Origin of the sequence: Vibrio nigripulchritudo, from assembly GCF_027924785.1 — a bacterium.
Lineage (GTDB): Bacteria > Pseudomonadota > Gammaproteobacteria > Enterobacterales > Vibrionaceae > Vibrio > Vibrio nigripulchritudo.
The window spans coordinates 1,579,942-1,605,371 of sequence record NZ_AP027050.1 but is presented as its reverse complement, the minus strand read 5'-3'; the positions used below and the strand labels follow the sequence as shown (position 1 = coordinate 1,605,371).

Below are 25,430 nucleotides of genomic sequence, written 5' to 3'. Positions count from 1 at the left end.
TGAATAAAAAGCAGACGTTACAAGGTTATCGAATGACTATCTTAAGTAGCGTATTGAGTTGGAAAGCTAGGTTAGGCCTGTCCCGTCAGACATTGTTTCTGTTGTGCACCTTAGGTGTTCTGTTCGCGGTGCTATCGTCCCTTTCAAGCGTGTTTTGGGAACACAAGGCAAGCTCAGAAAGAAAAGAGGCCATACTTGCGTCAGTTGATACGTATTTCATTCCTAAAATACAGCAATTTGCCCTGATTCAAGACGCCGTCAAACTGGAAATGGTGGTGAAAGAGCTGTACCGCTTTGCCGAAGTGGATGGCATCAGTGTCGTTCCAGCGGTTAATGATGCACTTCGCTTAGGGCTGTTCTCGTCGGAAAGGTCGACTATCCTCACGTGGACTCTGGAACAGGACGAGTTCTTACCAGAACAAACTTTGACGATCGCACTCGCGAAGCCTGAAAGCACGGTTCAAGATATCGGTTCGATACTTCAACAGGTTCTGTCTCAGGTAGTTATTGCTCTTATTGTGTCCATGTTGGGGTACATGGTTTTAATGAAAAATGTCATAAAACCAGTTCGCCAGATGGCAAGACGAGTCGGTGAAATCGACGAAAACAATCTCCCACGCAAAATTCTCCTCCGTTCTCGGCTGTTTCAGGACGAAGTGACTCAATTTAACGAACGTTACAACAATGCAGTTGATCGCATTCGGGAAACCTTCATTCAGCTTTCAGACAGCTGTCAGCAGGCAGAGATAGCCAAAGCGCGAAAAGGCGAGTTAATGGCGACAATGAGTCATGAGATCCGAAACTCGTTGAACAGCTATGTTGGAATGGTATCGCTGCTAAAAGAAGAACCCAGTAAGCAAGAGCTTAAAGAATTCAGTGAGCTCATCCACAAGGCAACAGGGAATCTACAAGATCTGGTTAACGATATTCATGACATGTCCCAGCTCGAAAACGGTCGGCTGGACATCGTGAAGAAAGACTTCAGCATCAATGATCTGGTGGATGATATTGATGCCATGTTCCGTTCGAAAGCTACAGAGAAAGACTTACTTTTCCAATGTACTTTAGATTCCAGTATCAGCCCTCGCTTGCTTGGTGACAAAAACAGAATTCGTCAGGTGTTACGTAACTTGCTCTCTAACGCCATCAAGTACACCGATAACGGTTACGTCATTCTTGATGTTCAGCATCTGTCTTACGATGAAAGTTCAGAAACCATTCTTTTCGAAGTGAAAGACAGTGGAATAGGGATAGATAAATCCCAACAGGAAGAAATATTCGATCAGGGAAACAGTCAGGATGTGGAACGTGCGACCGCAGGTGTCCGGTTGGGGATCACGCGTAATCTCATTCACTTAATGGGTGGGCAGCTCAAACTGGACAGCGAACCTGGAATTGGCACGCATTTCTCGTTCACTTTGCGCTTTTCTCATTCCGTTGAGCAACCAGTCATTTGTGATGAAGACAACGAAAAGCCGAGAGTGTTGTTGCTGGATGATTACTGCCTGAATATGCGAATCACCTCGATTCAGTTGGATAAGATGGGGTGGGAGTCTACCTGTTGTCAGGACATCAGCCATGTAGGAACCATGCTTCGCACTGCATTAAAGAAAGGGCTTCCTTACCGTCTCTTGGTGATTGATCATGATCTGGCTTACCTTGATAGCTTTGATTTTGTGAAAAAAATCAAGAAAGACATCGGAGAACACAGCCCTGCAATTATGATGATTTCATCGTCTAAATTCGATCACAAAGAAGCGATGAAATTCGGTGTGGATGTTTGTCTGGCTAGACCCTACGAAACCAATCATTTAGAAGACAAGGTTCGGGCTATTTTTGAGCGCCCATCGGTACCCGTTGCCACCTCTGGCGAACATGAACCGTCTCCGATGAAGACGATGCTGAAAGTACTTCTGGTTGAGGATCAGGTTTCCAACCAAGTAGTGATGAAGAAGATGCTGGAGCGCCTCGGTGTTGAAGTGAGCCTTGCAGAGAATGGCAGAGTTGCCGTATCCAAGTGCGCGATAGAACATTACGATTTAGTTCTTATGGATTGTCAGATGCCCGTCATGGATGGGTTTGAAGCAACGTATTCAATTCGGAAGATGGAAGCCAGTTCCAGCCTCAGAGTCCCAATTGTTGCCTTAACAGCAAATGTTTTGGCTGAAGAGAAAAAGCGTTGCTTTGAAGTGGGGATGGACGGTTTTGTGTCCAAACCCGTTAATCTCAGCAAGTTGTCAACGGTGCTGAGAAAGCACGTCGCAAACTTCGAGTTTTTGGTAAAAGACCCCAAACCGACCGAGAAAAAATCGGAATCTCATCGAATGTTGTCTTAGTCCAATGGAGTCATATAGAAAGCCCACAGAATGAAACCTGTGGGCTTGTTGTTTTCAGACAATCATTCAACCTGGTTCTGGCATCACTCCATGGATTTCTGATGCCTGCGATGAGACTGAACGCTTCGATACATCTTGGTCAGTGACTTAAATTTTTGCCTTTGCTCTGCGAGAGTCGCACCATTGCGCTCTTGCTCTCGAAGAAGCTTAAAGTAATTATTCAGTCGCCTTTCCTCTAACTCACCATTCTGAATGGCTTTTTTGATGGCACAACCCGGTTCACTTCCATGCTGACAATCACTAAATCGACATTGCAGCGCTAATTCTTCAATGTCGGAAAAGGTGATGCTCACCCCCTGAGAACAGTCAGCCAGTTGAAGCTCTCTCATCCCAGGTGTGTCCAGAATCAAACCTCCGTTAGGTATCTGATGCATGGATCGAGACGTTGTTGTGTGTCGACCTTTGCTGTCATCTTCCCTAATTCCCGATGTTTTTTGAGAGTTTTTCCCAGAAAGCGTATTGATCAGAGTCGACTTACCTACACCGGAAGAACCGATGACGCCAACCGTGGTACCTGCTTTGCACCAGGGACGAAGCTGCTCGACGCTCAGTTCGTCTAAACCATTAATGGCGGTCACTGTCATCAATGAGTCTAGCTTCTGTGCCTGAGCAAGCAGCTCATTGGTTTGCTCGCTCAAGTCACTCTTAGTCAGCACGACGACTGGCTGAATGCCACTTTCTTTCGCAAGTGCCAGATAACGTTCAATCCGGCTTAAATTAAAGTCGGCATTCAGTGAACTCACAATAAACAGAGTGTCGAGGTTTGCTGCAATTAACTGCTCCTGAACCTTAGTTCCAGCCGCTTTTCTAGAAAGTTGGGAGCTTCGGTCAAGCAGTTTGGCAAACTGATTTTCTAAAGTCAGAAGTACCCAATCACCGACTGTCATTTCAGGAAGACTGGATGTTACAGGTAAAAACACGGAACCCTGCTCAGTCCACACCTCATATTGAGAACGGTGATGAGCAGCAACACGTGCAATACGGTGAATTTCGTAGTCTTCTAAAGTCAGTTGTTGTTGAAAAAATGGTTGCCATCCAAGTTGTGGCAAAGTGTAGTTTAAATTCATTTGTCTTCCCCAGACAACGCGCACACGAATGCGCCATATACAATGGTATTGGGGTCGAATTACATTGGATGTACGTCAGAAAAGACGCATAGACCCCGGCTGAGAATCACCGGGCAACAGAAAGGAATCGCGAATTAAAAGCTAATGAATTTATCGACGAACGTTTTCTTTTGCCGGGTGGGTATTGAATACAATCATCATGTCTCCTTATCTTTGGTAGAAATAAAACAGGAGCTCTGTTTGAGCTCCTGTGCATCATATCGCTGAAACTTTACGTTAGCAACTTAGTGATGATGATCGTGCTTGTGTTTCATGCCTGACATCACCTTCTTAATCGGCGCTTTCAGGGTTTTAACTTCGCCATTTGCAAAAGTTAAAGTCAGGTCTGCAGAATCCCCTTCTTTTAGGGACTTAGTGAGATCAAACAACATGATGTGCAATCCACCTGGCTTTAGGGAAACATCACCATTAGCAGGGATCTCAATGCTGTCTACCTGACGCATTTTCATTACATCGCCTTCAGTAATTACCGTGTGAAGTTCTACACGACCCGCCACAGGTGTTGTGGCAGATACAATGGCACGGTCTTTATCTGAAGTGTTCATGATATGCATAAATGCGGCGCTGGTTGGCGCGTTCGGTGGTGTGGCACGCACATAAGGCTCGTGAATCATCAAATCTTCAGATTTGTGGTTGTGATCATGATGCGCTGCGCCAACCATTGGAGCAAGGGTCAGAGCGGCAAGTAGAAGAGCTTTACGTTTCATCAGCTTATCCTTAATTATTCTTTATAATATCTTTCATAGCAGCCAATACAGGTGCTGGTGAAAGAGCGTGAGGAACTTTAGTAATTAAACTTCCATCGGGCTTCAAAAAGTAGAAATAGGAACTGTGGTCAAGCGTGTATTCCAACGCAGAACCTTCCAGTTCGGTCTTTCTAAAAATAACGCCATATTTGCTGGCTAATGGTTTTGTAACATCTAAAGGTGCAGAAAGCCCTTCGATGTCTTTATGAAAATAAGAAGCGTATTCGCTGGCGAGTTGCGGAGCATCTCGTTCAGGATCCAGCGAAATAAACAGCGGTCTGAACTGATCTTTATCTGCATCGTCCAGTTGATTCAGTGCGCCTGCCAGCATTGCAAGTGAAGTAGGGCAGACATCAGGGCAACGTGTAAAACCGAAGTAAATAACACGAACTCGGCTGTCAGCCTGATCGTAGAGGTTAACAGGTGTTTCGTCGGCTCCGAATAGTGTGACAGAGCTATCAGCAGATTGCGCATTCTGATTAGCTAATTCACTCTGCTGATCAAAATACACCTTTAAAGAAACGCCAAGTGCGAAAGCCACAACCAGCGCCAGTGCCCAGTTTTTATTCATGTGTCATCCTTACTGCAGTTTTTACGTTCTCATCGCCGTTACTGAGTTTACCTAACCAGGTCATGGCATCCAGAGTACAAACAGGCAACATGAGTTCACCTTCGTAGTTGCCATTCCCTTGATTTTCCAACCGGAACTTAACAACCCCCATATCCATTTCAAGCCCTTCCATCTCTAGAGTCAGAGATTGCGCGGTACTTTCCGGCCAGACAACAAAAATACGAGTTGGCTCCAGCGGTTTGGTGGAGTCGTGCTCCAGTACAATGGTGGCACCTTCTGTTTTGCAGGGTTCAGTTGAAAGCATGCAGTATTCCGCAAGATCCACTTCTTGGTCATCAGGTAAGAACTGCGCCAGTATGGTCGGGGCGAAATAACCTGCCAGCATCGCCAGAAAAATTAAAGAAACAGGAATCAGTCTTTGGAGCATGTGTGGTTAAGTTATTAATTTATAAACGCGTGAATGCTAGCACATAGAATACGGTACGTAAGGGTATTTACGTCAGAATGTGACTATCGTGTATTCATTCGAATAATAAATCGGCGAAGGAAATAAGCAAAACGATTGCGTATACTTTATCGAGAGCTGGATCGAGCTACCTGAAAAGAAAAAGGCTCTAAGCGTGAGCGCTTAGAGCCTTTGATAACAACCTTTAAGTGTGTCCTGCTTAATTCTAAAAGCTAAGCCGAACAGTGTTTACACGTGGTTTCTTATTGAATATCCACTGTGTAATCTTCAGCTTCACCGTATCTGAATGTCCCACAAGCACTATTAATTGAGTTGTAGCTCATAATAACGCGCATGGTTGTTTTCCCCTTTTTAGCGGATTCAGGGACATTGAACGTACCGTTTACGCTCCCAGCAGCGGCGGATGAAGTCGCAAATACACTTTCTCCTGCGTCTTCAAAATCACCATCCTGATTCAGGTCGATCCAAACCTTCCAGTGCTCACGATACGTGCTTCCAGAATACCCCGGAGTCAGAGTAAGGCTGTTTTGCCCCGATGTGACAGCAATGGATTTGTTGATCTTAGATTCCGTATGATCGCTGTAGACTGCAGCATTAGATTGATGCGAGAAGTTGCCTACGTCTACTTGCTGGATCCACTCATATCGTGCATTGCCACTCTTTGTGTCACAGTAACCAGTTGCAGGAGGGTTGGTGCCACCCGAGCGGATATTCACAAATTCAGCGGTAATGGGTCCCCAGTTACCTTGTGAGTCTTTCGCTCGCACATATACCATGTGCTTACCCTCGGACAAGCCGGTAGTATCAATAACCCCTGTAACCTGCTCTGTTTTTTGATTAAATCCGTCTACTGCGTTCAGCGCGATTGGTGTCGGATTATTTGCCGTTTCCCAAGGCGGAACATCAATGTAATACTCCGCCGCAGCAATGTTTTGAGAGGGTTCAGCACCATTGCGATTATTGTATCGGGTATCCGAAGCCGTCGCGGTTATAGTGAGTTGAGTACCAGCATTGACGCCAGAGCTAGACGCACCGTTACTGATATTCACTTGAGTTGTGTCAGGACCAGAAGGTGTGACATAAGGCGTTCTGACAACTTTGGCAGCGTAAATCAGAGCTTTCAGGTTGTCGGGCTTGATCTTGTTTTCGTAACTGGTGCAACTTTCAAAGAACTGTTTACCGAGTTCAAAAGTAAACGCAGCCACACCCAGCTCGCCATAGCTCACCCCATCACTAGTGCCGTCTGTTGGGTACAAACCAATGGATTGTGTAGGGTAGTAGTTGTTGAAGTACGCTAGTTTCCGACCAAGAGTCTGTAACTGAGGACCGTTTGGTGCCGCTTGCTGGGTTCCTCCCCATGGCCAGAGCATCAGTTCGCTGTAACTGTGAATATCGAGGTGAATACCGCTGGTATCCAGTGGTGCAGCATCATTGATGTTAGGACCTCGTCGGTCAGGCCATAGGTTTCTTGCGTAAGCCTCAATAACCTTGGTTTCTGGTTCAGATGCCGGGCTAGTTCCGCGATAAGTATTGTCGCATTGATTACCACTTGAACCGTTTGTGGTGCTATTCCAACTGAAAGTAAAGTTCCGATTCAGGTCTGCACCACGCTGATTGCTTGTTGGTCCACAATAATTCGTGTTGGTGTTCTTTCGCCAGGACAGACCGCTTTCTGCCATTTTTCTGCCATCGGGGTTGGACTGAATCATCAGATGAATTTCATGATGATCGAGAATCCAGGTGGCATCAGCGTCATTTCCATACCCTTCGAGTAGGTATCTGGCGAAATCCAGCGTCAGCGCAGCAGTTGTATATTCGCGAGCGTGAATCGCAGAGTTAATGTACAGCGCGGGTTTATTGCCAGCTTTAGCTTTATTCGTCAGCTTCAGCACAAAAATATCATAACCGCCATTTCTCTGAGTCTTCTCAAAGGAATCGCCGACGTCTTTCCACTCCGCCAGATTTGGGTAGGTGGTGGTAAAGCCTCTGGCTACCGAATAGCTTTCTTCAACCGTTTCATAGCAAGAATACCCTGGAATGCCTTGTATCTGACCCGTATTCAGAGGAGCAGAATTAGAGCGAGCGCGACGCTGAATATTGTCGATTCTCTTTTCCAGTTTCTCATTTCTCTTATTGATCCAGTTCTGAGCATCAGAGAACTTGAATCCCAAACGTGTGAGGTCGTTTTTCTCTTCATCCGACACTGACATGATGAAAGTCATCTTAGTCTCATCGGATTCGAGAACTTTGGATTTGAGTGAAATCAGTGCTTTTCGATACAAGTCGGGGTTTGGAGCCTTAACGGTGTAGATACTGGCAGTATCGTTCATTTCCTGACGTATCAAACTTTCGATTTTTTGTGTATCCGGGCTCGCAGCTAACGCGAGATTGGCTGCAATCATCGTCGGCAGAAGTGCAGTGACTGAAAGCAGTACTTTCTTTGTTTTTTCCGTTTTCATTATATTCTCCTGACTGAGGTGTCAGGGTAAAAGGTAAGGCTGAAATATAGACAAATGTCAGAGTATTGTGAGGGAAGCTCGGGTTTCAAAAGTGGACGCAATTTGTGCAATTTACTTTGAAAAATCAGCCGTTTGTTCCAAAAAAAGTGAGATATTGGAGGGAAGAAATTCCTCGTAAACTGGAGGTGTTTAGCTGGTGGGGAGCAAGCGGCGTAATCCTCAAATAAAAATGCCAGTCAGGTTCGCTGACTGGCATATTAGGTAAGATCTTTGGAAATCGAAATTATGATTCAGTTCGCGAACCTACTTTCTCAAGCCCCCAAACCAACCCGATACCTACCAGCATCATTACGATGGCAAGAGTCAGTTGAGACGGTTGTTGAATAACAGATTCGAATTCAAACGGAGACAGATTGTGTTGAACCAATGGCACCTGCTCCCCTTTGGAGTTAGTGCGCCAGGAGATTGTCTCTTTCCATGGCCAGATCTTCGGTAGGGTACCCAACATAAGACCTGTCAAAAACGTCAGCGTGTAGTCTCTGAAGTTTTTCAATAGCCATGAAAGAACATGAGAGAAACTTAGAATACCCACGACACAGCCCAGCATGAATAGCATCAGAACGTCGATCTGTAGCCCTTTTGCCGCAGCCAGAATAGGACCATACATACCCAGCAGCAAAAGAATGAAGCTGCCTGAAATGCCAGGAAGAATCATGGCACAGATAGCAATCATTCCTGCTATGAAGATATTCAAACTGGTATCCGCCATCTGAAGAGGGCTGACAACAGTGATGGTGTAAGCAAAGCCGACGCCTAGCAATAAGAAAACGCCAGTCACGATGTTCTTCTTCTCAACCTGTTTCAGTACATGCACAACTGAAATCAAGATCAGACCGAAGAAGAATGACCAAAGTGGAATCGGGTGTTCAACCAAGAGCCACGAGATAAGTTTGGCAAGCGTCAGAATACTAAGAATGATGCCGCTGAACAGAGTGATAAGGAACAAACCATTGATGTGGTCGAAGGCGGCTTTAAAACCTTCTCTTTTCCAAATGCCGATAATAGAAGGGTTAACACGACGAATGCTTTCCAGAAGCGTGTCGTAAATGCCTGTGATAAATGCGATTGTACCGCCAGACACGCCTGGTACTACGTCGGCAGCACCCATGGCAACACCTTTAAAAAAGGTTTTTAAAAGATTCATTTAGGTCGTTCATTCTCTTCGATAAAAGGTTGAATGGATTATGATATAGAAAACCAATGAAGAAAAGCGACATATTAATGAGGATGTATGTCAGTTGTGTTCAGAGGTGGCGCTATTTTCCGACTGAGTAATGAGTCATTTACAGTAACTTAGATTTTAGTTTTGAAAAGTTGGCACACCCATTGCATTTATACATGTGACCCTTATTAAAGCCGAGGGTCACCTAGCCAACTGACGTTGTTAGTGAACCCGATTTGTTCACAAAAAATATAAGCCAATCGCCCTATTGCGGTTGGCTATTTTTTTGCCTAAACAACCATAAAATCAATATAACCCTCTGTATTTAAAGAATATTTTTAAATATTCATGACATTTCTTTTATCACTCTCATTTTTGTGACAATGGTCGATAAAGCGACTGCAACTGCTGACAATTAAGTCAATACAATATGCGATCTGTTTTACATTTTGCAGTGATTTGCAAAATGGGAATTGCATTATGCGAAAATGAAGAAAAAACTGTGCTCTAGGGCTCAACTTCTTCCCAATTTGGATTTGAATGCACTTCACAAAAGTAAAGATGCGTTGAGTGATTAAAATGGGTTGACAGGACTTAGTCGGAAACAAATGCCCATCGAAATGCCTGATAGAAAGCATTTTTCCCGTCTTTGCCTACTGTCAGTCCATTACTTGAAATTATGTGCTCAATTGGCCAGGTCAACACTTCCTGAATCGACGCTCTAAGGAGAGACATTCTTTCGAATTGAGTTCTGTCAGAAAAGGGAAAAACAGTGCTTTTACCTGCACCAAAAATAACGGTAATCAGGCGCTGAGGTAAGGGTAGATGGGGTTGGTTGGCTAAAAGCAGATCAGGCAGGATTAACGTTCGGCTTTGCGGATCGCAAAAAATCACCTTTCTGGGTGACTTTGAGCCTAACAGAGAGGTTTGAAGCAGTTCACCTTGTAACGATTTATGAGTTTGTGAGGAGAGTGCATCATCGAAATGCAGATCTGAACGCTGCTGAATGACTGTTGGTGTAGCAAGAAACTGCGCCTCGGAATAGGCAAGCCACCATTCAGAAAGTGTAGGGTGATAGGTAGGTGAAGTTACACAGATCTGTTTTATAAGCCCTAGATCAGACAGAGCCAGTTGTAACTGGGTGGTGAGTTCCACCGGATTAATGATGATAAGCATCCCGTCAGAGCGCTTAACCACTATCATCCGGTGAAGGCAGTCAAACCCATGGCGACGAATTCTGGTATCGCAATACCAAAATCTTTTTGGGTGCCACTCAACTAGCATCAGACCTCCTTGTCCGCTTCTTTACGCTTTATGCGTAGCCCATTAAATGCAAAAGATTTTCAGCGGTTTCTATTGCCTGCTTTCTATTGGCAATCGCCAGTTTCTGGTATAGGTTACGAATGTGAGTTTTGATGGTGGTTCCTGCAACATCCAGCTCCTGCGATATCTGTTCATTGCTCAAGCCTGCGTAGATTAACCCTAGAACCTGCCATTCCCTTTGAGTTAGCGGGCTGGTTCGGACCAGTTCCGGAACATTGGGGTGATTCACCAGTTTCTCCACCAATTGTTCATCAAAGTGCACCGATCGGTTTCGGTTTCTGCTACTGATGTCCTTGAGTAGCTGCTGAATACGGTGTTTTTCTAAATCACCTATCTTCTCGTTGCTGAGCAGTTTTTGCAGCGGCGAGATCAAGATTTCACCTTCAATCAGGTAATACCCAACAAGACCTGTCTGAGTGGTCAGCTTAATGGCTTGTTCTAACGCACTTTCGGCAGAAGCCGAATCGCCAAGTTGTATCTGGATAGACGCTTCAACGATCAAGTTTCGATTTTGGTCGGTGACCAAGTTGGCTTTCAATGCCTCGCTTTGCAAAAATGCCAATGTATCTCTAGCCTTTTCAAGCATATTTAAGCTTGCGTAGGCTCTGCAAATGTTTCGCCACTGAAGCTGGCTGAAGTGGTTTCTTGCGTCTGTTGGGCGATGGACGCTACCAAGCCACTGCTCAATCTCTTGTGTTGCTCCTTTCGCCTGCCAGAAAAGCAACAGTGAAAGTGAAGCATTTGCACTCCAGTCAATGTGGTAATCAGAAAGCTGAATCAGGTGCAAAATTTGATCGACATAGCGCGATGCCTTATCCAGTTCTCCTCGTCCAATGGCAATGCGTGCAAGCATAGAGTAGCCATGAAGGTGGTTGCTTTGATCATGTTTACCCAGAACATCCAGACCTCTGTGGACGCAGTCCTCAGCTTCATCCAGTCGGTTCCAGCCCCAAAGTACCTGAGCTCGAATTCTAAGCAAAAATTCGTGAAGCGGAAGCTGGTGTAAATGCTGTTCTTCCACCAGTTTTAATGCGTTGTCCTGAACTTCATAAGCGGCCTGAACGTATCCCTGAGCGATAAGTATTTCACTCTGCTGAAGCAGTGCCCACAAAGCCTGCGGAATGATCTGATACTGTCTCGCCAGTTTTTCGGTCTGCTGCATAAGGGGTAAAGCACGGTCGAGGTGCCCTAATACGTGATTCACTTCCCCCATAACGGAAGTTGCGACTATTCGGCTGCGATAGGTTGTCGCTGAAAGCTGGCTCAGCGCTAAATCTGCCAGCGTCTGCGCTTTCTCGGGTTCATTCTGGTTAATTGCCACCTGCGCAAGTAGGGCATTGACCTGACCTTGGTCATTATTGGTGAGTTCTATATTGTTTAACTTAAGCTGTTGCTCTGCTTCTGTAAGCAGTGAGGCGACCCTATCATACTGGTGCTGGCTCTGAGCTAGCCACGCACGCAGTAGCGCAAGGCTGGGCTGGCTGAATCTTTTTTCGGGTGGTAGATACTCCAACGCTCGATCAAGCAGAGCCAGTTCACCCTTATTGAACATTGCCCAGCCGTGTTTATCCAGTACATCCACAATCAGATCATCATCTTTCGATTTTAAGGCATGACTCAGAGCTTGATCCGGATTTTTCAATGATAGCCAGGCATGAGCAGCAGAGCTATGTAGCTTATTGTCTTGTGCGGGGAGGTGGGTCTGGCGCTCGTGATTCAGAAACTCACCGAACAGGTTGTGGAATCGATACCAGTTCTGTTCTCCTTCAAGAGAATAGATGAATAAGCCGAATCGATTTAGTGTTTCGATCATTCCAAGCGCATCTTCCCGACCTGTTACCTTTGATGCCAGCACATCATTAAACGTATCGAATACGGAGCACTGCATAAGAAACTGGCGGGTTTCTGAATCCAGTAGTTCAAACACCTCTTCGAGTAAATAATCCCAAAGATGCGTATGGTTAAAATCAGACAAGGTTTCAGCAGACTGCACCAGAGACTTTTTCTGATGTTGAGCCTGCAAGGCAAAGAGCTGTAATGCAGAAGGCCAGCCTTCGACATAATGACGCAATGCGTTGGCAGTGGAGTCGTCAATCCCGTCTGCTACACGGAGTTTGAAAAAGCGAGCGGTTTCTTCGTTGTCGAATGCCAGCGAGTCGTTATCTACTTCGATCATCAGATCGCGAACTCTCAAATTAGCCACGCCCAACGGCGGCAGTGCACGGCTGGTTACGACCAGTGTAATGTTGTCTGGCAAATGTTTAAGGAAGAAGCGCATGCCTTCATGGATTTCTTCATTCTCGATACAGTGGTAATCATCCAGAACGACAAAACAGCTTTTTGTAACCTGACTGACTTCAGCAAACACCTCGCTAAACAGAGTCTTAAGGGAGGAAAACTGACGCTTTTCCGCCAGAGACTGAGATTTGCGACAAGCATTATCGGTTGCGACGTTCAATGCCCGCAAAAAGTAGTTCACAAAGCGAAAGCTCTCGTTGTCGCTGTCGTCGATGCTAAACCAGCCAACGTTTGGCTGTTCTTCCAGCCACTGAGCAGCCATCGTCGTTTTGCCATAACCGGCAGGAGAGCGAAATAGAATCAGTTTGTAGTGCGGAGCCTGTTTCAGCAGCTCAAGAACTCTTGGGCGAAGAATGGCGTTGTGCAAGCGTTTAGGGCGAGTAAGTTTAGAGGGAATCCACATAATTTTTCTTATTGATGTTTTCTACGCCGGATACTACGAGGAGGGGTTCTCACCATCCTTGATCGATCTCTTAAATCTAAAGATAGGGGATATTCTGGGGAGGACTACGCCTTAATAGTGTGACTTGGATCTTGTTTATGACTCAACTTTCCAGAGAAAATTAATGAGTAAACACATAAAAAGGGAAATTTATTGCTGTGTAAAGTGACAATAACTGCACCGTATTGATTCATTTGTCGAATAAAATTTGCTTGGGAGCTACTTAAACATTCTCAATGTTGGTTCTATTGCATTAAAAAGGTGAAGTATGTCACCATCCATGAATCGTTTGCACAAGTTTTGCTCATTGGCTCACCAATATCGTTCGCTCTACTACCTACGCCCTTAATCCTCCTCCTCCTCCTCCTTTCATTCAGGATGATGTTTTGCTCGCGTGTTCGGCTGAAGATAAACAACGCTCCGGTCTTTAGGATCAACAGCCCTTAATACGGAGCAACAAATTTTGAACCCAAGTTAGCTTTCTTGTGCTGAATTTTCGTCCGCGGATGGCTCGACTGATTCAGGTTAGCAGCGTCTGGTAGTCCGATGCGTGAGTAGCTTGGGGGGACATGGAAAACCAACAGCGAGAATTCCAAATGAAGCCGACAGAGCACGTGAATTTCAATAAAGAAGAGTTCAAAAACGCAGTAAAAAAGCATTTGGCTGCCACTTATGCGACCACCGTTGAAAATGCATCAGAAAGAGCATGGTATTTGGCGACAGGTCGAGCGCTTGCAGAATTAACTACATTTGACTTACTAGAGACAGAAAACGACCCAAAAATTAAGAATGCCCGAAGCGTTAACTATCTGTCTCTTGAATTTCTGATCGGTCGTCTTACCGGTAACAATCTTATTAGCCTTGGGCTGTATGACGTTGTCGATGAGGCCGTCAAAGAGTTAGGGCAGAACCTGACTGATATTTTAGAAAACGAACGCGATCCGGCACTGGGTAATGGTGGCTTAGGTCGACTTGCCGCCTGCTTTATGGATTCCTGCGCCGCGCAGCAATTCCCGACAGTGGGGTATGGTCTGCACTATGAGTACGGATTGTTCCGTCAGTCTTTTGAAGACTGCCATCAGAAAGAAGCGCCAGATGCATGGGCTGGAGTTGAAGGTTACCCATGGGAAGTCGCGCGTCCGGAACTGGCACAACAAGCCGGATTTTATGGTCACGTGGATGTTTACGTGAATGATGACGGCGTTGAAAAGCGTCGTTGGAAACCGGGGATGTATGTTCAGGGAATGCCTTGGGATATGCCGATTGTCGGATATCAGAGCCGAACCGTTTACCCATTGAGACTCTGGGAATGTCGTGCAATAGCGCCATTCAGTCTTGAAAGCTTTAACAACGGCGATTACTTTGAAGCTCAGCATGCGCTTATCGATGCCGGAAACGTCACTAAGGTGCTATACCCGAACGACAACCACGAAAAAGGCAAAACGCTTCGACTGATGCAACAATACTTCCATGTTCGTTGCTCAATGGCCGATATCCTTCACCGTCATCAGGCAAATGGTCATTCGCTCGAAGACTTACCAAAATACGAAACCATTCAGTTGAACGATACTCACCCGACGGTGGCGATCCCCGAACTGATGCGAGTTCTGGTGGATGAGAACGATTTTGAGTGGGATGATGCCTGGTCGATCTGTACGAAAACCTTCGCTTATACCAACCATACTTTGTTGCCAGAGGCGTTGGAAACCTGGAGCGAAGCGCTTCTGCAACGCTTACTTCCCCGTCATATGGAGATCATCTATCACATTAACCACCTGTTCCTGCACGATGTGAAAGAGAAGTGGCCGGGTGATGTCGATAAGATGCGCAAACTGTCGATCATTGAAGAAGGTACGCACCGCATGGTTCGTATGGCGAACCTTTGTGTTGTCGGATCTTATGCCGTTAATGGTGTGGCCGCGCTTCACTCTGCTCTGGTAAAGAAAGATCTGTTCCCAGAGTTCAACGAGATGTTCCCTGGGCGTTTGCAAAACGTCACAAACGGAGTTACCCCGAGACGCTGGTTGAAGTTCTGTAATCCAGAATTATCTGATTTGATTACCAGTAAGATTGGGGAAGACTGGATTGTTGATCTCGATGAGTTGAGAAAAATAGAAAAATTCGCAGACGATGAAACCTTCCAGCAAGACTTTATGCGTGTGAAGCAAGCTAATAAGCAGCGTCTGGCAGACTGGGTTAAAGAGAATATGGACATTGAGCTGGATACTAACGCCATTTTCGATGTGCAAATCAAGCGTCTGCATGAATACAAGCGTCAGCACTTGAATTTACTACATATTCTGTCGCTTTATCACCGATTGCTTAATGATCCGAAATTCGATATGGCACCCCGCGTCGTATTCTTCGCAGCAAAAGCCGCACCCGGCTACCATCTTGCAAAAGAGATCATCTTCGCCATCAACAAAGTGGCTGAGAAAATCAATAACGACAATCGCGTTAAGCACAAATTGAAAGTGGTGTTCATGCCTGATTACCGTGTAAGCATGGCTGAAATTATCATCCCTGCTGCGGATGTTTCCGAGCAGATTTCGACCGCAGGTAAAGAAGCTTCAGGAACCGGAAACATGAAGCTGGCGCTCAACGGCGCACTGACCATAGGTACGATGGACGGAGCAAACGTAGAGATTCGTGAAGAAGTGGGTGACGACAATATCTACATTTTCGGTTTAGAAGTGGATGAAGTTCAGGCGTTACGTGAGAAAGGCTATAACCCATACGACTACTACCATGCCGACCATTTACTGAAAGCTTCGCTGGATCTTCTAGTTGGGGACGAATTCACTCCGGGGCAGCCGGGACGTCTGGCAGCCACCTATGAAAGCCTGTTAGATGGAGGGGACCCATATCTGGTTCTGGCGGACTTTGCTTCCTACATCAAAGCGCATGAAGATATGGATGCGCAGTACCGAGACGAGAAAGGATGGGCGCGCAAAGCGATTCTGAACACTGCACTAGTGGGTAAATTCAGTTCTGACCGCAGTATTCGAGATTACGTAAACAACATCTGGAAACTGGAAGCAGTAAAACGTTCATAACGCTTGTTGCTGAAACTGTGGATACCGACTTTATCAAGGTATCCACAGTCAGCGAAAAAGAGGGCATAAGTCACCTCCGGAGAAAATAATGAAAGAAGTCCGAAAAACAACGCCAGAGGCTATTAAACAAGTCGCGATCAAAGCGAACATTGCAGAAAAGTACATTAATGCCATGGGGCAGGAAACCGATGTTTCTATTGATACCATTACGCATTTACTAAATTCACTCGGCTACGACGTCTCGAATGACAAGGCTTTGCTAGCATCTGCCGAGAAGAAGCACAAGAAACCGGTTCTCGAACCGATCCTCATTCTGACCGACGATCAGGATGTTCATATTGAACTGAATCTGGGCGCCAGTGCCCGAGAAAGCGAGTTTAGCTGGCGTCTGGAAACCGAAAACGGTGAGATGCTGGAAGGATATCTCCAGTCCCAGATTGTCAGCGACAAACGAAAATCAGGCGGTCCTTTAGTTTTTGCGCTGCCAAACAACCTGTCGTGGGGTTATCACAAACTTAGTATTACTCGTAAACGTCGAAAAGCACCTTATGAGATGACTCTGGTTATTGCCCCTAAGCGCTGCTACAAACAGGAACCTTTGCTGTGCGGCGAAAAAATGTGGGGACCGAGCGTTCAGTTGTACACCTTAAGAACCTCTCATAACTGGGGAATGGGGGACTTTGGCGACCTGAAACAACTCGTGAGTCAGGTAGCGGAGCGTGGTGGTGATTTCATTGGTCTCAACCCGATTCACTCTCTGTTCCCAGCTAACCCTGAAGGCGCAAGCCCGTACAGCCCATCATCTCGTCGCTGGCTAAACGTTCTTTATATTGATGTCAGTTCGGTTCCTGAATTTGCACTTAGCAGCGACGCTCAGGCACTGGTAGGAAGTGTTGAGTTTCAGCAAAGGCTACAGGAAGCCAGAGAATCTCACTGGGTCAACTATAGTGAAGTCTCAGCACTGAAGATGAGTGTCCTGCCCATTCTCTACACAGAATTTAAACGACGTCACCTTGAGAAAAATACCGACCGTGCGACTGAATTCGTTTCGTTTGTTGATCAAGGCGGACAGAGCTTGTTGCAGCAGGCGACCTTTGACGCCCTGCATGCCTATCTTAAGGAAGACGACAGTGATACATGGGGTTGGCCGGTATTTCCTGAAAAATATCGCAAATACCACAGCCCAGCGGTAAGAAAGTTTATTGTCGACCATGAGGATTTGGTTCAGCTACATCTTTACCTGCAGTGGTTAGCAGACTGCCAAATCAAAGAAGCGCAGTTACTTGCAGAAGAGAAGGGTATGCAGGTCGGATTATACCGGGATCTGGCCGTTGGTGTCGCGGATTCAGGCTCTGAAACCTGGGCAGATACGGGAGAACTGTGTCAGGACGTCAGCATAGGGGCTCCGCCAGATATTCTTGGTCCGTTGGGGCAAAACTGGGGGCTTCCACCGTTGAATCCTCAGGAATTGCAAGCGAGAAAGTTCAAGCCATTCATTGAGCTGTTACGAGCTAATATGACCCATTGCGGAGCACTACGAATTGACCATGTTCTTGGTTTATTGCGTCTTTGGTGGGTTCCTAAAGGGCATAACGCATCAGAAGGTGCGTATATCTACTACCCAGTGAAGGAGATGCTGGCACTGCTGGCGTTAGAGAGCCATCGCCACCAGTGCTCCGTTATCGGCGAAGATTTGGGAACCGTGCCTGATGAAATTGTCGAGTTGCTTTCTGAAGCGGGCATTCATTCATACAAAGTGTTCTTCTTCGAAGTGGCGGAAGACGGTGGGTACTTCTCACCTCAACACTATGCTGAGCAGTCGATGTCTGCCCTCTGTACTCACGATATGCCAACCCTGAGAGGTTTCTGGCACTGCGATGACCTCAAAATGGGTGAAGAACTGGGTTTGTACCCCGATGAAGAGCAGCTTAATAAACTGTTTGATGATCGTCTTCGCTCGAAACAAGAGATTCTGAATAGTGTAGCGTGGCATGGTTACTTACCGGAAGGTGTGGGTCGAGATGCCTCTAAAGTCCCGATGGACAGACACCTGAGTGAGGCGCTTCAAATGCACCTTGCTGCCGGTAGCAGTGCGTTACTCAGTATTCAGCTCGAAGATTGGTTAGAGATGGACAAACCCGTCAATATTCCGGGCACTGTGGATGAATACCCTAACTGGCGTCGCAAGTTGTCCTCTAATCTGGATGACATATTTGCCAAGGATAATATCCATCAGTTAGCTGAACGTTTAACAGAACTTAGAAAGCAGCGTTAAACAAAAGCCAGTAGCCTGAATGATGTTTTAGGCTACTAGCATTAATATGCATTGGCTTTCACTTTCTGGCATCCATGCTAGACTGAATCGCTTTCAATATACCTGTGCGGTAACGCTGTCTGATTCAAGCTCAGATGTTATTCATCAGGAAGGGGCTTAACCGCTCACATTTATAATCGTCAGGGGACAAGGCGTTGAATAATAAAACACAATCCAAACAAGCCTATGCCCAACTTTCGCAAGCTGCATTTGCTGATCCATTTTCTTTTCTGGGGCCGTTTAGTCAGGAAGAAGGTATCGCGTTAAGGATCTGGATTCCGGGTGCAGACAATGTTCAGTTGGTATTAGAAGATCAAAATCGCATTCCACTCGAAAGAGAAGAGAACAGCGGTTTTGTATTGAAAGGCGACATGGACCTGAACCATGTTCATTATCGCTTAGCGGTTGACTGGTCTGGCACGGAACAGATCGTCGATGACCCATATCAGTATCACGCGTTATACGCAGAGTACGAAGATTTACATACCCCCAAACAGATGTACCATCAGCTTGGTGCTCAGTTTATCTCCCTCGAACGCGGTGGAAAGCAGGTCAACGGGACTCGCTTTTTGGTCTACGCGCCTCACGCCAGTGCGATAAGCATCGTTGGTGCTTTTAACTACTGGGATGGCAGAAGGCATCCACTGCAAAAGCTGGATTACGGTATCTGGGGGCTATTTATCCCTGACCTGCCAGAAGGCACTCAATACAAATTTGAAATGAAAGGTCCCGACGGGGAAGGGCTGCCACATAAAGCCGATCCTTGGGGTTTCCATTCTGAGCAGCATCCATCATTTGCGTCACTTACTTATGATCACCGCCGATACGACTGGCAGGATGAAACGTGGCAGCAACGCCCAGTCACCCAAAAGCGAAAAGAAGCGCTCTCTTTCTACGAACTTCATGCCGGTTCCTGGAAACGAAACGAGAACGGTGAGTTTCTTAATTATCGTGAACTTGCTGACCAGTTGATCCCTTATCTGGTGGATCTCGGTTACACCCATGTCGAGCTGATGCCAGTATCAGAGCATCCGTTTTACGGATCTTGGGGGTATCAGCCTGTTGGTTTGTTTGCACCAACCAGCCGATTCGGTTCACCGGATGATTTCAAATATTTCGTTGATCAGTGCCATCAGGCAAATATTGGTGTGGTGTTGGACTGGGTTCCTGCCCATTTCCCGTCAGATGATCATGGTCTGGCGAATTTTGATGGTACGCCACTTTTCCACGATCCTGATCCTCGCAGAGGATGGCACCAGGACTGGAATTCATTCATCTATGACATGGGAAAAGAGCACGTCCGTCGCTTCCTGGTTTCTAATGCATTGTACTGGTTTGAACAATTCCATATAGACGGTATTCGTGTGGACGCGGTTGCTTCTATGCTTTATCTCGATTATTCCCGTAGCCACGACCAATGGTTACCTAATATGGATGGTGGAAACGAAAACTACGATGCCATTGCCACTCTGAAATGGATGAATGAGGAAGTGTATAAGCATTTTCCAAATGCCATGACCATCGCAGAGGAATCTACGGCATTTCCCGGAGTTTCCGCTCCCACATTTATGGGTGGTCTGGGATTCGGCTTCAAATGGAACATGGGGTGGATGCACGACAGTCTCTCGTACATTAAAGAAGACCCGGTGCATAGAAAATACCACCACGACACCATCACGTTCCCACTAGTTTATGCACACAGTGAGAACTATGTGCTGTCGCTGTCTCATGATGAAGTCGTGTACGGAAAAGGTTCCATTCACAATAAAATGCCCGGTGATGAGTGGCAGCAAACGGCTAACCTCCGAGCGTACATGGGCTATATGTATGGTCAGCCTGGGAAGAAACTGAATTTCATGGGCGCGGAATTTGGTCAGACGGCCGAATGGAATCATGACGATCAATTGCAATGGTTCTTATTGCAATTTGACCGCCACAAAGGAGTGCAGGATCTGACTCGCGACCTGAATTTCCTCTACCGGAAAGAAAAAGCGTTACACGATCAGGACAGTGACCCTGAAGGTTTTGAGTGGCGACTGCAGGATGCCAAAGATGCGAGTATTCTCGCTCATGAGCGAATCAGTGAGTCTGGAGAGCGTATCTTGATTGTCTCCAACTTTACGCCTGTTCCACACGAGCGATTTCGGCTTGGTGTTCCCAATGAAGGGGCATACGAATTGGTACTGAATACTGATGACACTAAGTACAACGGCAGTGGGTTTGATGTTCACTCAGTTGTTCAAACGGAAAAAGTGGAAAGTGAAGGGCTGGAGCAGTCACTGAACTTGCGAATTCCGCCGCTTTCGACGGTGTTCTATAAGCTAAAATAAGTCGCGTTGTAACCAGATGAAAATAAAAGAGCGAGCCAATTGGCTCGCTCTTTCTTGCTTGCGGGATCTTAAACTCGGAATTGACCTAGCAGACGGCTTACCTGATTACCAACTTGGTTCAGGTTCTCTGCTGAGTCTGTGGTTTCCATGGACTGAGTAAGTGTCTTATCGGAGATATCAGACATGGTATTCACATTTACGCTTACTTCATCAGCTGCGGTAGCCTGCTGACCGGCTGCGCTTGAAATCAGACCGATAGAGTCGTTGATTTGAGCGATAAAGCCGTCGATGGAAGTCAGTGCTTCTTCGGCAGACTGAACTTGAGCAGCGGTTTCTTCTGCATTTGAGCGGCTCTTCGTCATTGCCTGACTCGCACTTTCAGAGCGTTGTTGCAAGCTAACGATGATGTTCTGAATTTCTTCCGTCGATTCCTGCGTTCTGGATGCCAGAGAGCGAACTTCATCAGCTACCACCGCAAATCCACGACCCTGTTCACCTGCACGAGCAGCCTCGATAGCGGCGTTCAGTGCCAACAGGTTGGTTTGTTCTGCAATGCTTCTGATAACATCCAGAACTGTACCAATCTGCTCACTGTCTGAGCGGACTTGCTCTACGGTGTCACTTGCGTCAGAGATTTGTTGGGACAGACTTTGCATCGAAGTAGCTGCTTCAACCACAACGCTTGTACCTTGTGATGCTGCTTCAGCAGTAGACTGTGAAAGCTCCGCCGCTTGCTGAGCGCTATTGCTCACTTCTTGCGCACTTGCTGACATCTCTGTCATCGCAGAGGCTGCCAGTTGAGCCTGAGATTGCTGCTCACGCACTTCCTGTTGCGTACTGCTTGCTTTCACTGTCAACTCTTGCGCAGAGGTAAGCATGCTGGAAGAAGCGGTATTCAGTTCAGTGACGGTTTTTTGAAGTTTCTCGGCAAACGTATTGTAGTTACTCGCCAGCAATGCCAGTTCGTCACTGCCGTTTACAGGGATACGAATGGTCAGGTCACCTTCACCCTGCGCAATGTCTTTAAGCACATCGTTAGTAGACTGAATTTTGCTGGTAATGGCTTTTGTCACCACAAAAGAGACGAGAATACCAACAATCACCGCCGCTGCCGCTAGCATAAACAGCAATGATGTTGATGTTTCCGTATTTGATTTGGCGTGATTGGCGGCGTCGCCCATCGAACCACCTATAGAAGCTCTAAGTTCGGCAACCTTGAGCGCAATTTGAGGACCTACGGTATCTAAAATCTTGATACCATCGTTTCGGTCATAAATCATTTGCGAAACGCTATTTGCAGCAGTCTCATACTGATTTAATAGCTCCTTGGCTTCAGTAGTTAGGCGACGACGCTCGGGATTCTCAAGCGTTCCGAGTAGTGTGTCTAACTCTTTCTCTGAAGCATTGAATTCTTTGTTGAAGCGCTCTACCTGTGCAGGCTGGTTTTCAACTAGGAACTTGGATACGTAAAGACGGGAAAGTAAAAGAGCACGTATCGCACGTCCGGCATGGTAAGCCGCCACGACGTCACCGTCGCGTTTAGCTGTGTCCATTACCTTGGTCAGTTTACGTTCAATCTGTGGACCGTTAGCATTGAGTGTACCGTTAACAAGATCGTTACGGCTGTTCATATTGGTGACCACTGTACCTTTGAATGTGGAAAGGTAAGTAGCCTTCATTTCTTCAATGGATTTCAGCATTTTTACCCGCTCAGGATTTTGAATCTCCTTGTAAGCGCGAGTCATGTCTTCAGTCCATGATGCAGCTTGCTGATCGAATTTATCAACAAACTCCTGTTTCCCCGTTTTTATAAAGTTCTTAACCGTTAAGCGCAGGCCGTAAACACTGTCAGTTACTTCCGCTGCTAGCTCAGTATCTGGGGCTAAATCAAAGGAAATCTTATTCATATCCTGTGACAACCCATTTAACAGATTTGAGCTCACTACAGCGATAGCTATTAATATAGCAATCAGCACAGCCGGCGTTATCGATAATTTTTTAGCAATAGAAATATTGTCCAAACCCATTGTCTTTTCTCCGTAAAAGATAAAGCCGCATTTATTATTCTTCTCATAACTAAAGTAGCAAAAAATGGAACATTCAACATAAAATATGAAAAATATTCTCTGAATAATGGAATAAGCGTCTACATATCATTAGCTTATGATATAAGTTGTATGGAAAGCAATCTAATAGTGGAAAAATATCAAGATTGAGCTAGCTGAAATAATAATCATACGTAAACCAAAATATGAAAATATATTAACAGAATGGTTTTTGCCTATAATTTCGGCGTTATTAATTGTGCTTTTGTATGAAATAACGTTCGCTATATTTACCGAATGATAGTACCCAACAACATCAAAAACGAGTCAAGGTGTATTGTTTTCATAAAAGTTTATTTCATTTAAAGGTCATGGCTTATTCAAGAAAAATACCAATAATAATCATTTGACCTGAATTAATTTGAAATTTTGTTTAAAACATACTTCAGCGCAATCTTTAGCCTGTGATTTGCAAAGAGACTTGGGTATATACTGGTTCAACTCATAAGAAAAACCTGGAAGACAGTGGGCAGAAAACCATATGGAATATCAAATAGAAGCGGTATCGCTGCATAAGCGATTCAAGTCTGTTGTTGCCGTTGAAGAGGTCAGCTTCGGTGTAAGGCAAGGGACATGTTTTGGCTTACTGGGTCCAAACGGAGCAGGGAAAACGACGACACTGGAAATGCTAGAAGGAATAATGCAGCCTACAGGCGGCGAAATTCGATATCGCGGTAAGCCCATCACTAAAGACGTGTATCACCGACTTGGCATCCAATTTCAAAATACGGCATTGCAGGATTACCTTACAGTAGAAGAAACACTCAAGATGTTTGGCGCGTTTTATAGCCGTTCCATGCCTTATGACGAGTTAGTCTCCTTATGTCAGTTATCGGATTTTGTTTCTCAGGATCACCGAAAGCTTTCAGGCGGGCAGAGGCAAAGGCTGCTTCTGGCATTAGCACTCATTAACGACCCAGAGCTGATCTTTCTGGATGAGCCAACGACGGGGCTCGATCCTCATAGCCGACGCTTATTCTGGGATTTGGTGAATAAAATCAAAGCTAATGGCAAAACAGTGTTGCTTACCACGCATTATATGGATGAGGCACAATATCTGTGTGATGAAATAGCCATTATGAACAAAGGCAACATCATTGCGATGGATACGCCGGACAACCTTTTGACTCAACATTTCTCTGGCGCACTTATCAGCCTGCCAGAATCGCATACCGCTAACGCCTCTTTGAATGGCGAGTCGGTGCATTATTCGGAAGGGCGCTGTTTTATTCAGTCAGAAAACGTAGAAAAAACGCTCACAAACTTAATGTCATCCAATATTTCTCTGGAAGGTTTGCAAGTTAAATCCGCAAATCTGGACGACCTGTTTATAAAGCTGACCGGGCACACGCTAATAGAAGAGGAAAGCGAAAATGTTTAGCCGATTTTTAGCCGTGCTTGTCGCACGAAATTATGAGTTTATGCGAGATCGAAGTGCATTGGGTTGGAATTTGGTTTTTCCAATATTAATGGTGATTGGTTTTGCGTTTGTCTTTTCGGACGAAAATAAGGTTTTGTATAAGGTAGGTGTAATAAATCTGTCACATGAAACTTCGACACCATTTCAAGAATTGAAATATTTAGAGTTTATAGAATATAAAGACAGTAAAAATGCTGAGCTTAAATTGCAACAACACAAGATTGACCTGTTGGTCGATTTTAACCAGAAAGCATATTGGATAAATCAATCCTCTTCGAGTGGATACATTGTTGAAAAATTACTCTTAGGACAACAACCTGAATTTATAAAGTACACAATAGACGGAAAAGCCATTCGATATTTAGATTGGGTGGTTCCAGGTATTTTAGGTGTAAATATGATGTTCTCGTGTTTGTTTGGTGTTGGATATGTGATTGTTCGTTACCGGAAAAACTCGGTACTAAAACGGCTCAATGCGACACCTTTGAGAGCCATCGAGTTTTTGTCTGCTCAGGTTTTGTCCCGTCTCGTCATCGTTATGTTTATCAGCTCAGGTATATTCCTAGGTAGCCACCTGATTTTCGATTTCTATATGCTTGGCAGCTTTTTTACTCTGTTTCTGGTGGCATTCCTTGGAACGTCTTCCATCATCTCTCTTGCGCTGTTAATTGCCTGCCGTTCTGAATCTGAAGAATTCATCGGGGGAATGCTCAATTTGATTTCCTGGCCAATGATGATGCTATCGGGTGTTTGGTTCTCACTTGAAGGCAGTCCTCAGTTTATTCAGGAAATGACCAAGATTTTCCCGTTGACGCACATGCTGGAATCCGCCAGAGCAGTCATGCTGGATGGCGCAGGAATCGCAGATATATGGGGGCACCTTGTAACGCTTGCCCTGATGACGGTTGTCTTTCTTCTTGCTGGAGCTTACTTCTTCAAATGGCAGGGAGAAGCCCGTTAACGCTTCATTGATACGTTCAGTAGAAACTTCTCATCCTAATTGACTGAGTACCAAGAGCCCACATCGAAAGAGATGGCAATTTGGCAAGATGATGGCTATTCAGTGAGGATTTAACCAAACGGAGGTGTTTTCGCCTCCGTTTTTGATCTCAGATGAAAAATATCACCTATATTTAAATTATTTGAATCATACCT

At 45.6% G+C, this 25,430-nt stretch carries 15 protein-coding genes; 6 read left to right on the top strand and 9 right to left on the bottom strand.

The features are described from left to right. Positions 1-32: 32 nt before the first annotated feature. Positions 33-2,336 carry a response regulator gene (locus tag QMG91_RS25545; protein ID WP_281830818.1) on the top strand — a complete coding sequence of 768 codons (2,304 nt, stop codon included), beginning with the start codon at positions 33-35 and terminating at the stop codon, positions 2,334-2,336. Between the two features lie 83 nt (positions 2,337-2,419). Here QMG91_RS25545 and rsgA read toward each other — a convergent pair whose 3' ends face one another. The 8 genes from rsgA to malT form a co-directional block, all read right to left on the bottom strand. Further along, positions 2,420-3,463 carry a ribosome small subunit-dependent GTPase A gene (rsgA, locus tag QMG91_RS25540; protein WP_281830816.1) on the bottom strand — a complete coding sequence of 348 codons (1,044 nt, stop codon included), beginning with the start codon at positions 3,461-3,463 and terminating at the stop codon, positions 2,420-2,422. A gap of 284 nt (positions 3,464-3,747) precedes the next feature. Continuing rightward, entirely contained in the window at positions 3,748-4,230 is a 483-nt protein-coding gene (locus QMG91_RS25535) for a copper chaperone PCu(A)C (RefSeq protein ID WP_281830815.1), read from the bottom strand. Between the two features lie 10 nt (positions 4,231-4,240). Further along, entirely contained in the window at positions 4,241-4,840 is a 600-nt protein-coding gene (locus tag QMG91_RS25530) for an SCO family protein (protein ID WP_281830814.1), read from the bottom strand. Then, a complete protein-coding gene (locus QMG91_RS25525) occupies positions 4,833-5,267 on the bottom strand; it encodes a hypothetical protein (protein WP_004407336.1) in 435 nt (144 codons plus the stop codon). Before QMG91_RS25525 ends, QMG91_RS25530 begins: the two co-directional genes overlap by 8 nt. 281 nt (positions 5,268-5,548) lie before the next feature. Continuing rightward, positions 5,549-7,765, bottom strand: coding sequence for a M14 family zinc carboxypeptidase (locus QMG91_RS25520; protein ID WP_281830811.1), 2,217 nt, complete (start codon positions 7,763-7,765; stop codon positions 5,549-5,551). Positions 7,766-8,048: 283 nt separating this feature from the next. Beyond that, positions 8,049-8,969 carry a polyprenyl-phosphate transporter gene (locus QMG91_RS25515; RefSeq protein WP_045964957.1) on the bottom strand — a complete coding sequence of 307 codons (921 nt, stop codon included), beginning with the start codon at positions 8,967-8,969 and terminating at the stop codon, positions 8,049-8,051. 612 nt (positions 8,970-9,581) lie between these two features. Continuing rightward, positions 9,582-10,271 (bottom strand): hypothetical protein, encoded by a 690-nt coding sequence (locus tag QMG91_RS25510; RefSeq protein ID WP_281830808.1) that lies wholly within the window; start codon positions 10,269-10,271, stop codon positions 9,582-9,584. Positions 10,272-10,299: 28 nt separating this feature from the next. Next, the gene (gene malT / locus QMG91_RS25505; RefSeq protein ID WP_281830806.1) at positions 10,300-13,011 is read right to left on the bottom strand and encodes an HTH-type transcriptional regulator MalT; all 2,712 of its coding nucleotides are present in this window, start codon (positions 13,009-13,011) and stop codon (positions 10,300-10,302) included. A 635-nt stretch (positions 13,012-13,646) separates the two neighbouring features. On the opposite strand from malT, the gene QMG91_RS25500 reads away from it, so the two are divergent. The 3 genes from QMG91_RS25500 to glgB all read left to right on the top strand — a co-directional run bounded on the left by QMG91_RS25500 (position 13,647) and on the right by glgB (position 20,750). Next, positions 13,647-16,106 carry a glycogen/starch/alpha-glucan phosphorylase gene (locus QMG91_RS25500; protein WP_281832736.1) on the top strand — a complete coding sequence of 820 codons (2,460 nt, stop codon included), beginning with the start codon at positions 13,647-13,649 and terminating at the stop codon, positions 16,104-16,106. 88 nt (positions 16,107-16,194) lie between these two features. Further along, on the top strand, positions 16,195-18,381 hold the full coding sequence (malQ, locus tag QMG91_RS25495; protein ID WP_281830805.1) for a 4-alpha-glucanotransferase: 2,187 nt from the start codon (positions 16,195-16,197) through the stop codon (positions 18,379-18,381). Positions 18,382-18,575: 194 nt separating this feature from the next. Then, positions 18,576-20,750 (top strand): 1,4-alpha-glucan branching protein GlgB, encoded by a 2,175-nt coding sequence (gene glgB / locus QMG91_RS25490; RefSeq protein WP_281830803.1) that lies wholly within the window; start codon positions 18,576-18,578, stop codon positions 20,748-20,750. 68 nt (positions 20,751-20,818) lie between these two features. On the opposite strand, the gene QMG91_RS25485 is transcribed toward glgB, so the two are convergent. After that, the gene (locus QMG91_RS25485; protein WP_281830801.1) at positions 20,819-22,657 is read right to left on the bottom strand and encodes a methyl-accepting chemotaxis protein; all 1,839 of its coding nucleotides are present in this window, start codon (positions 22,655-22,657) and stop codon (positions 20,819-20,821) included. 679 nt (positions 22,658-23,336) lie between these two features. On the opposite strand from QMG91_RS25485, the gene QMG91_RS25480 reads away from it, so the two are divergent. Both QMG91_RS25480 and QMG91_RS25475 read left to right on the top strand, forming a co-directional pair. Then, positions 23,337-24,236: an ABC transporter ATP-binding protein gene (locus QMG91_RS25480; protein ID WP_022561746.1), complete on the top strand. Its 900-nt coding sequence runs from the start codon at positions 23,337-23,339 to the stop codon at positions 24,234-24,236. Then, positions 24,229-25,236, top strand: coding sequence for an ABC transporter permease (locus QMG91_RS25475; RefSeq protein WP_022561745.1), 1,008 nt, complete (start codon positions 24,229-24,231; stop codon positions 25,234-25,236). The genes QMG91_RS25480 and QMG91_RS25475 overlap by 8 nt, the downstream gene beginning before the upstream one ends. Positions 25,237-25,430: the final 194 nt, after the last annotated feature.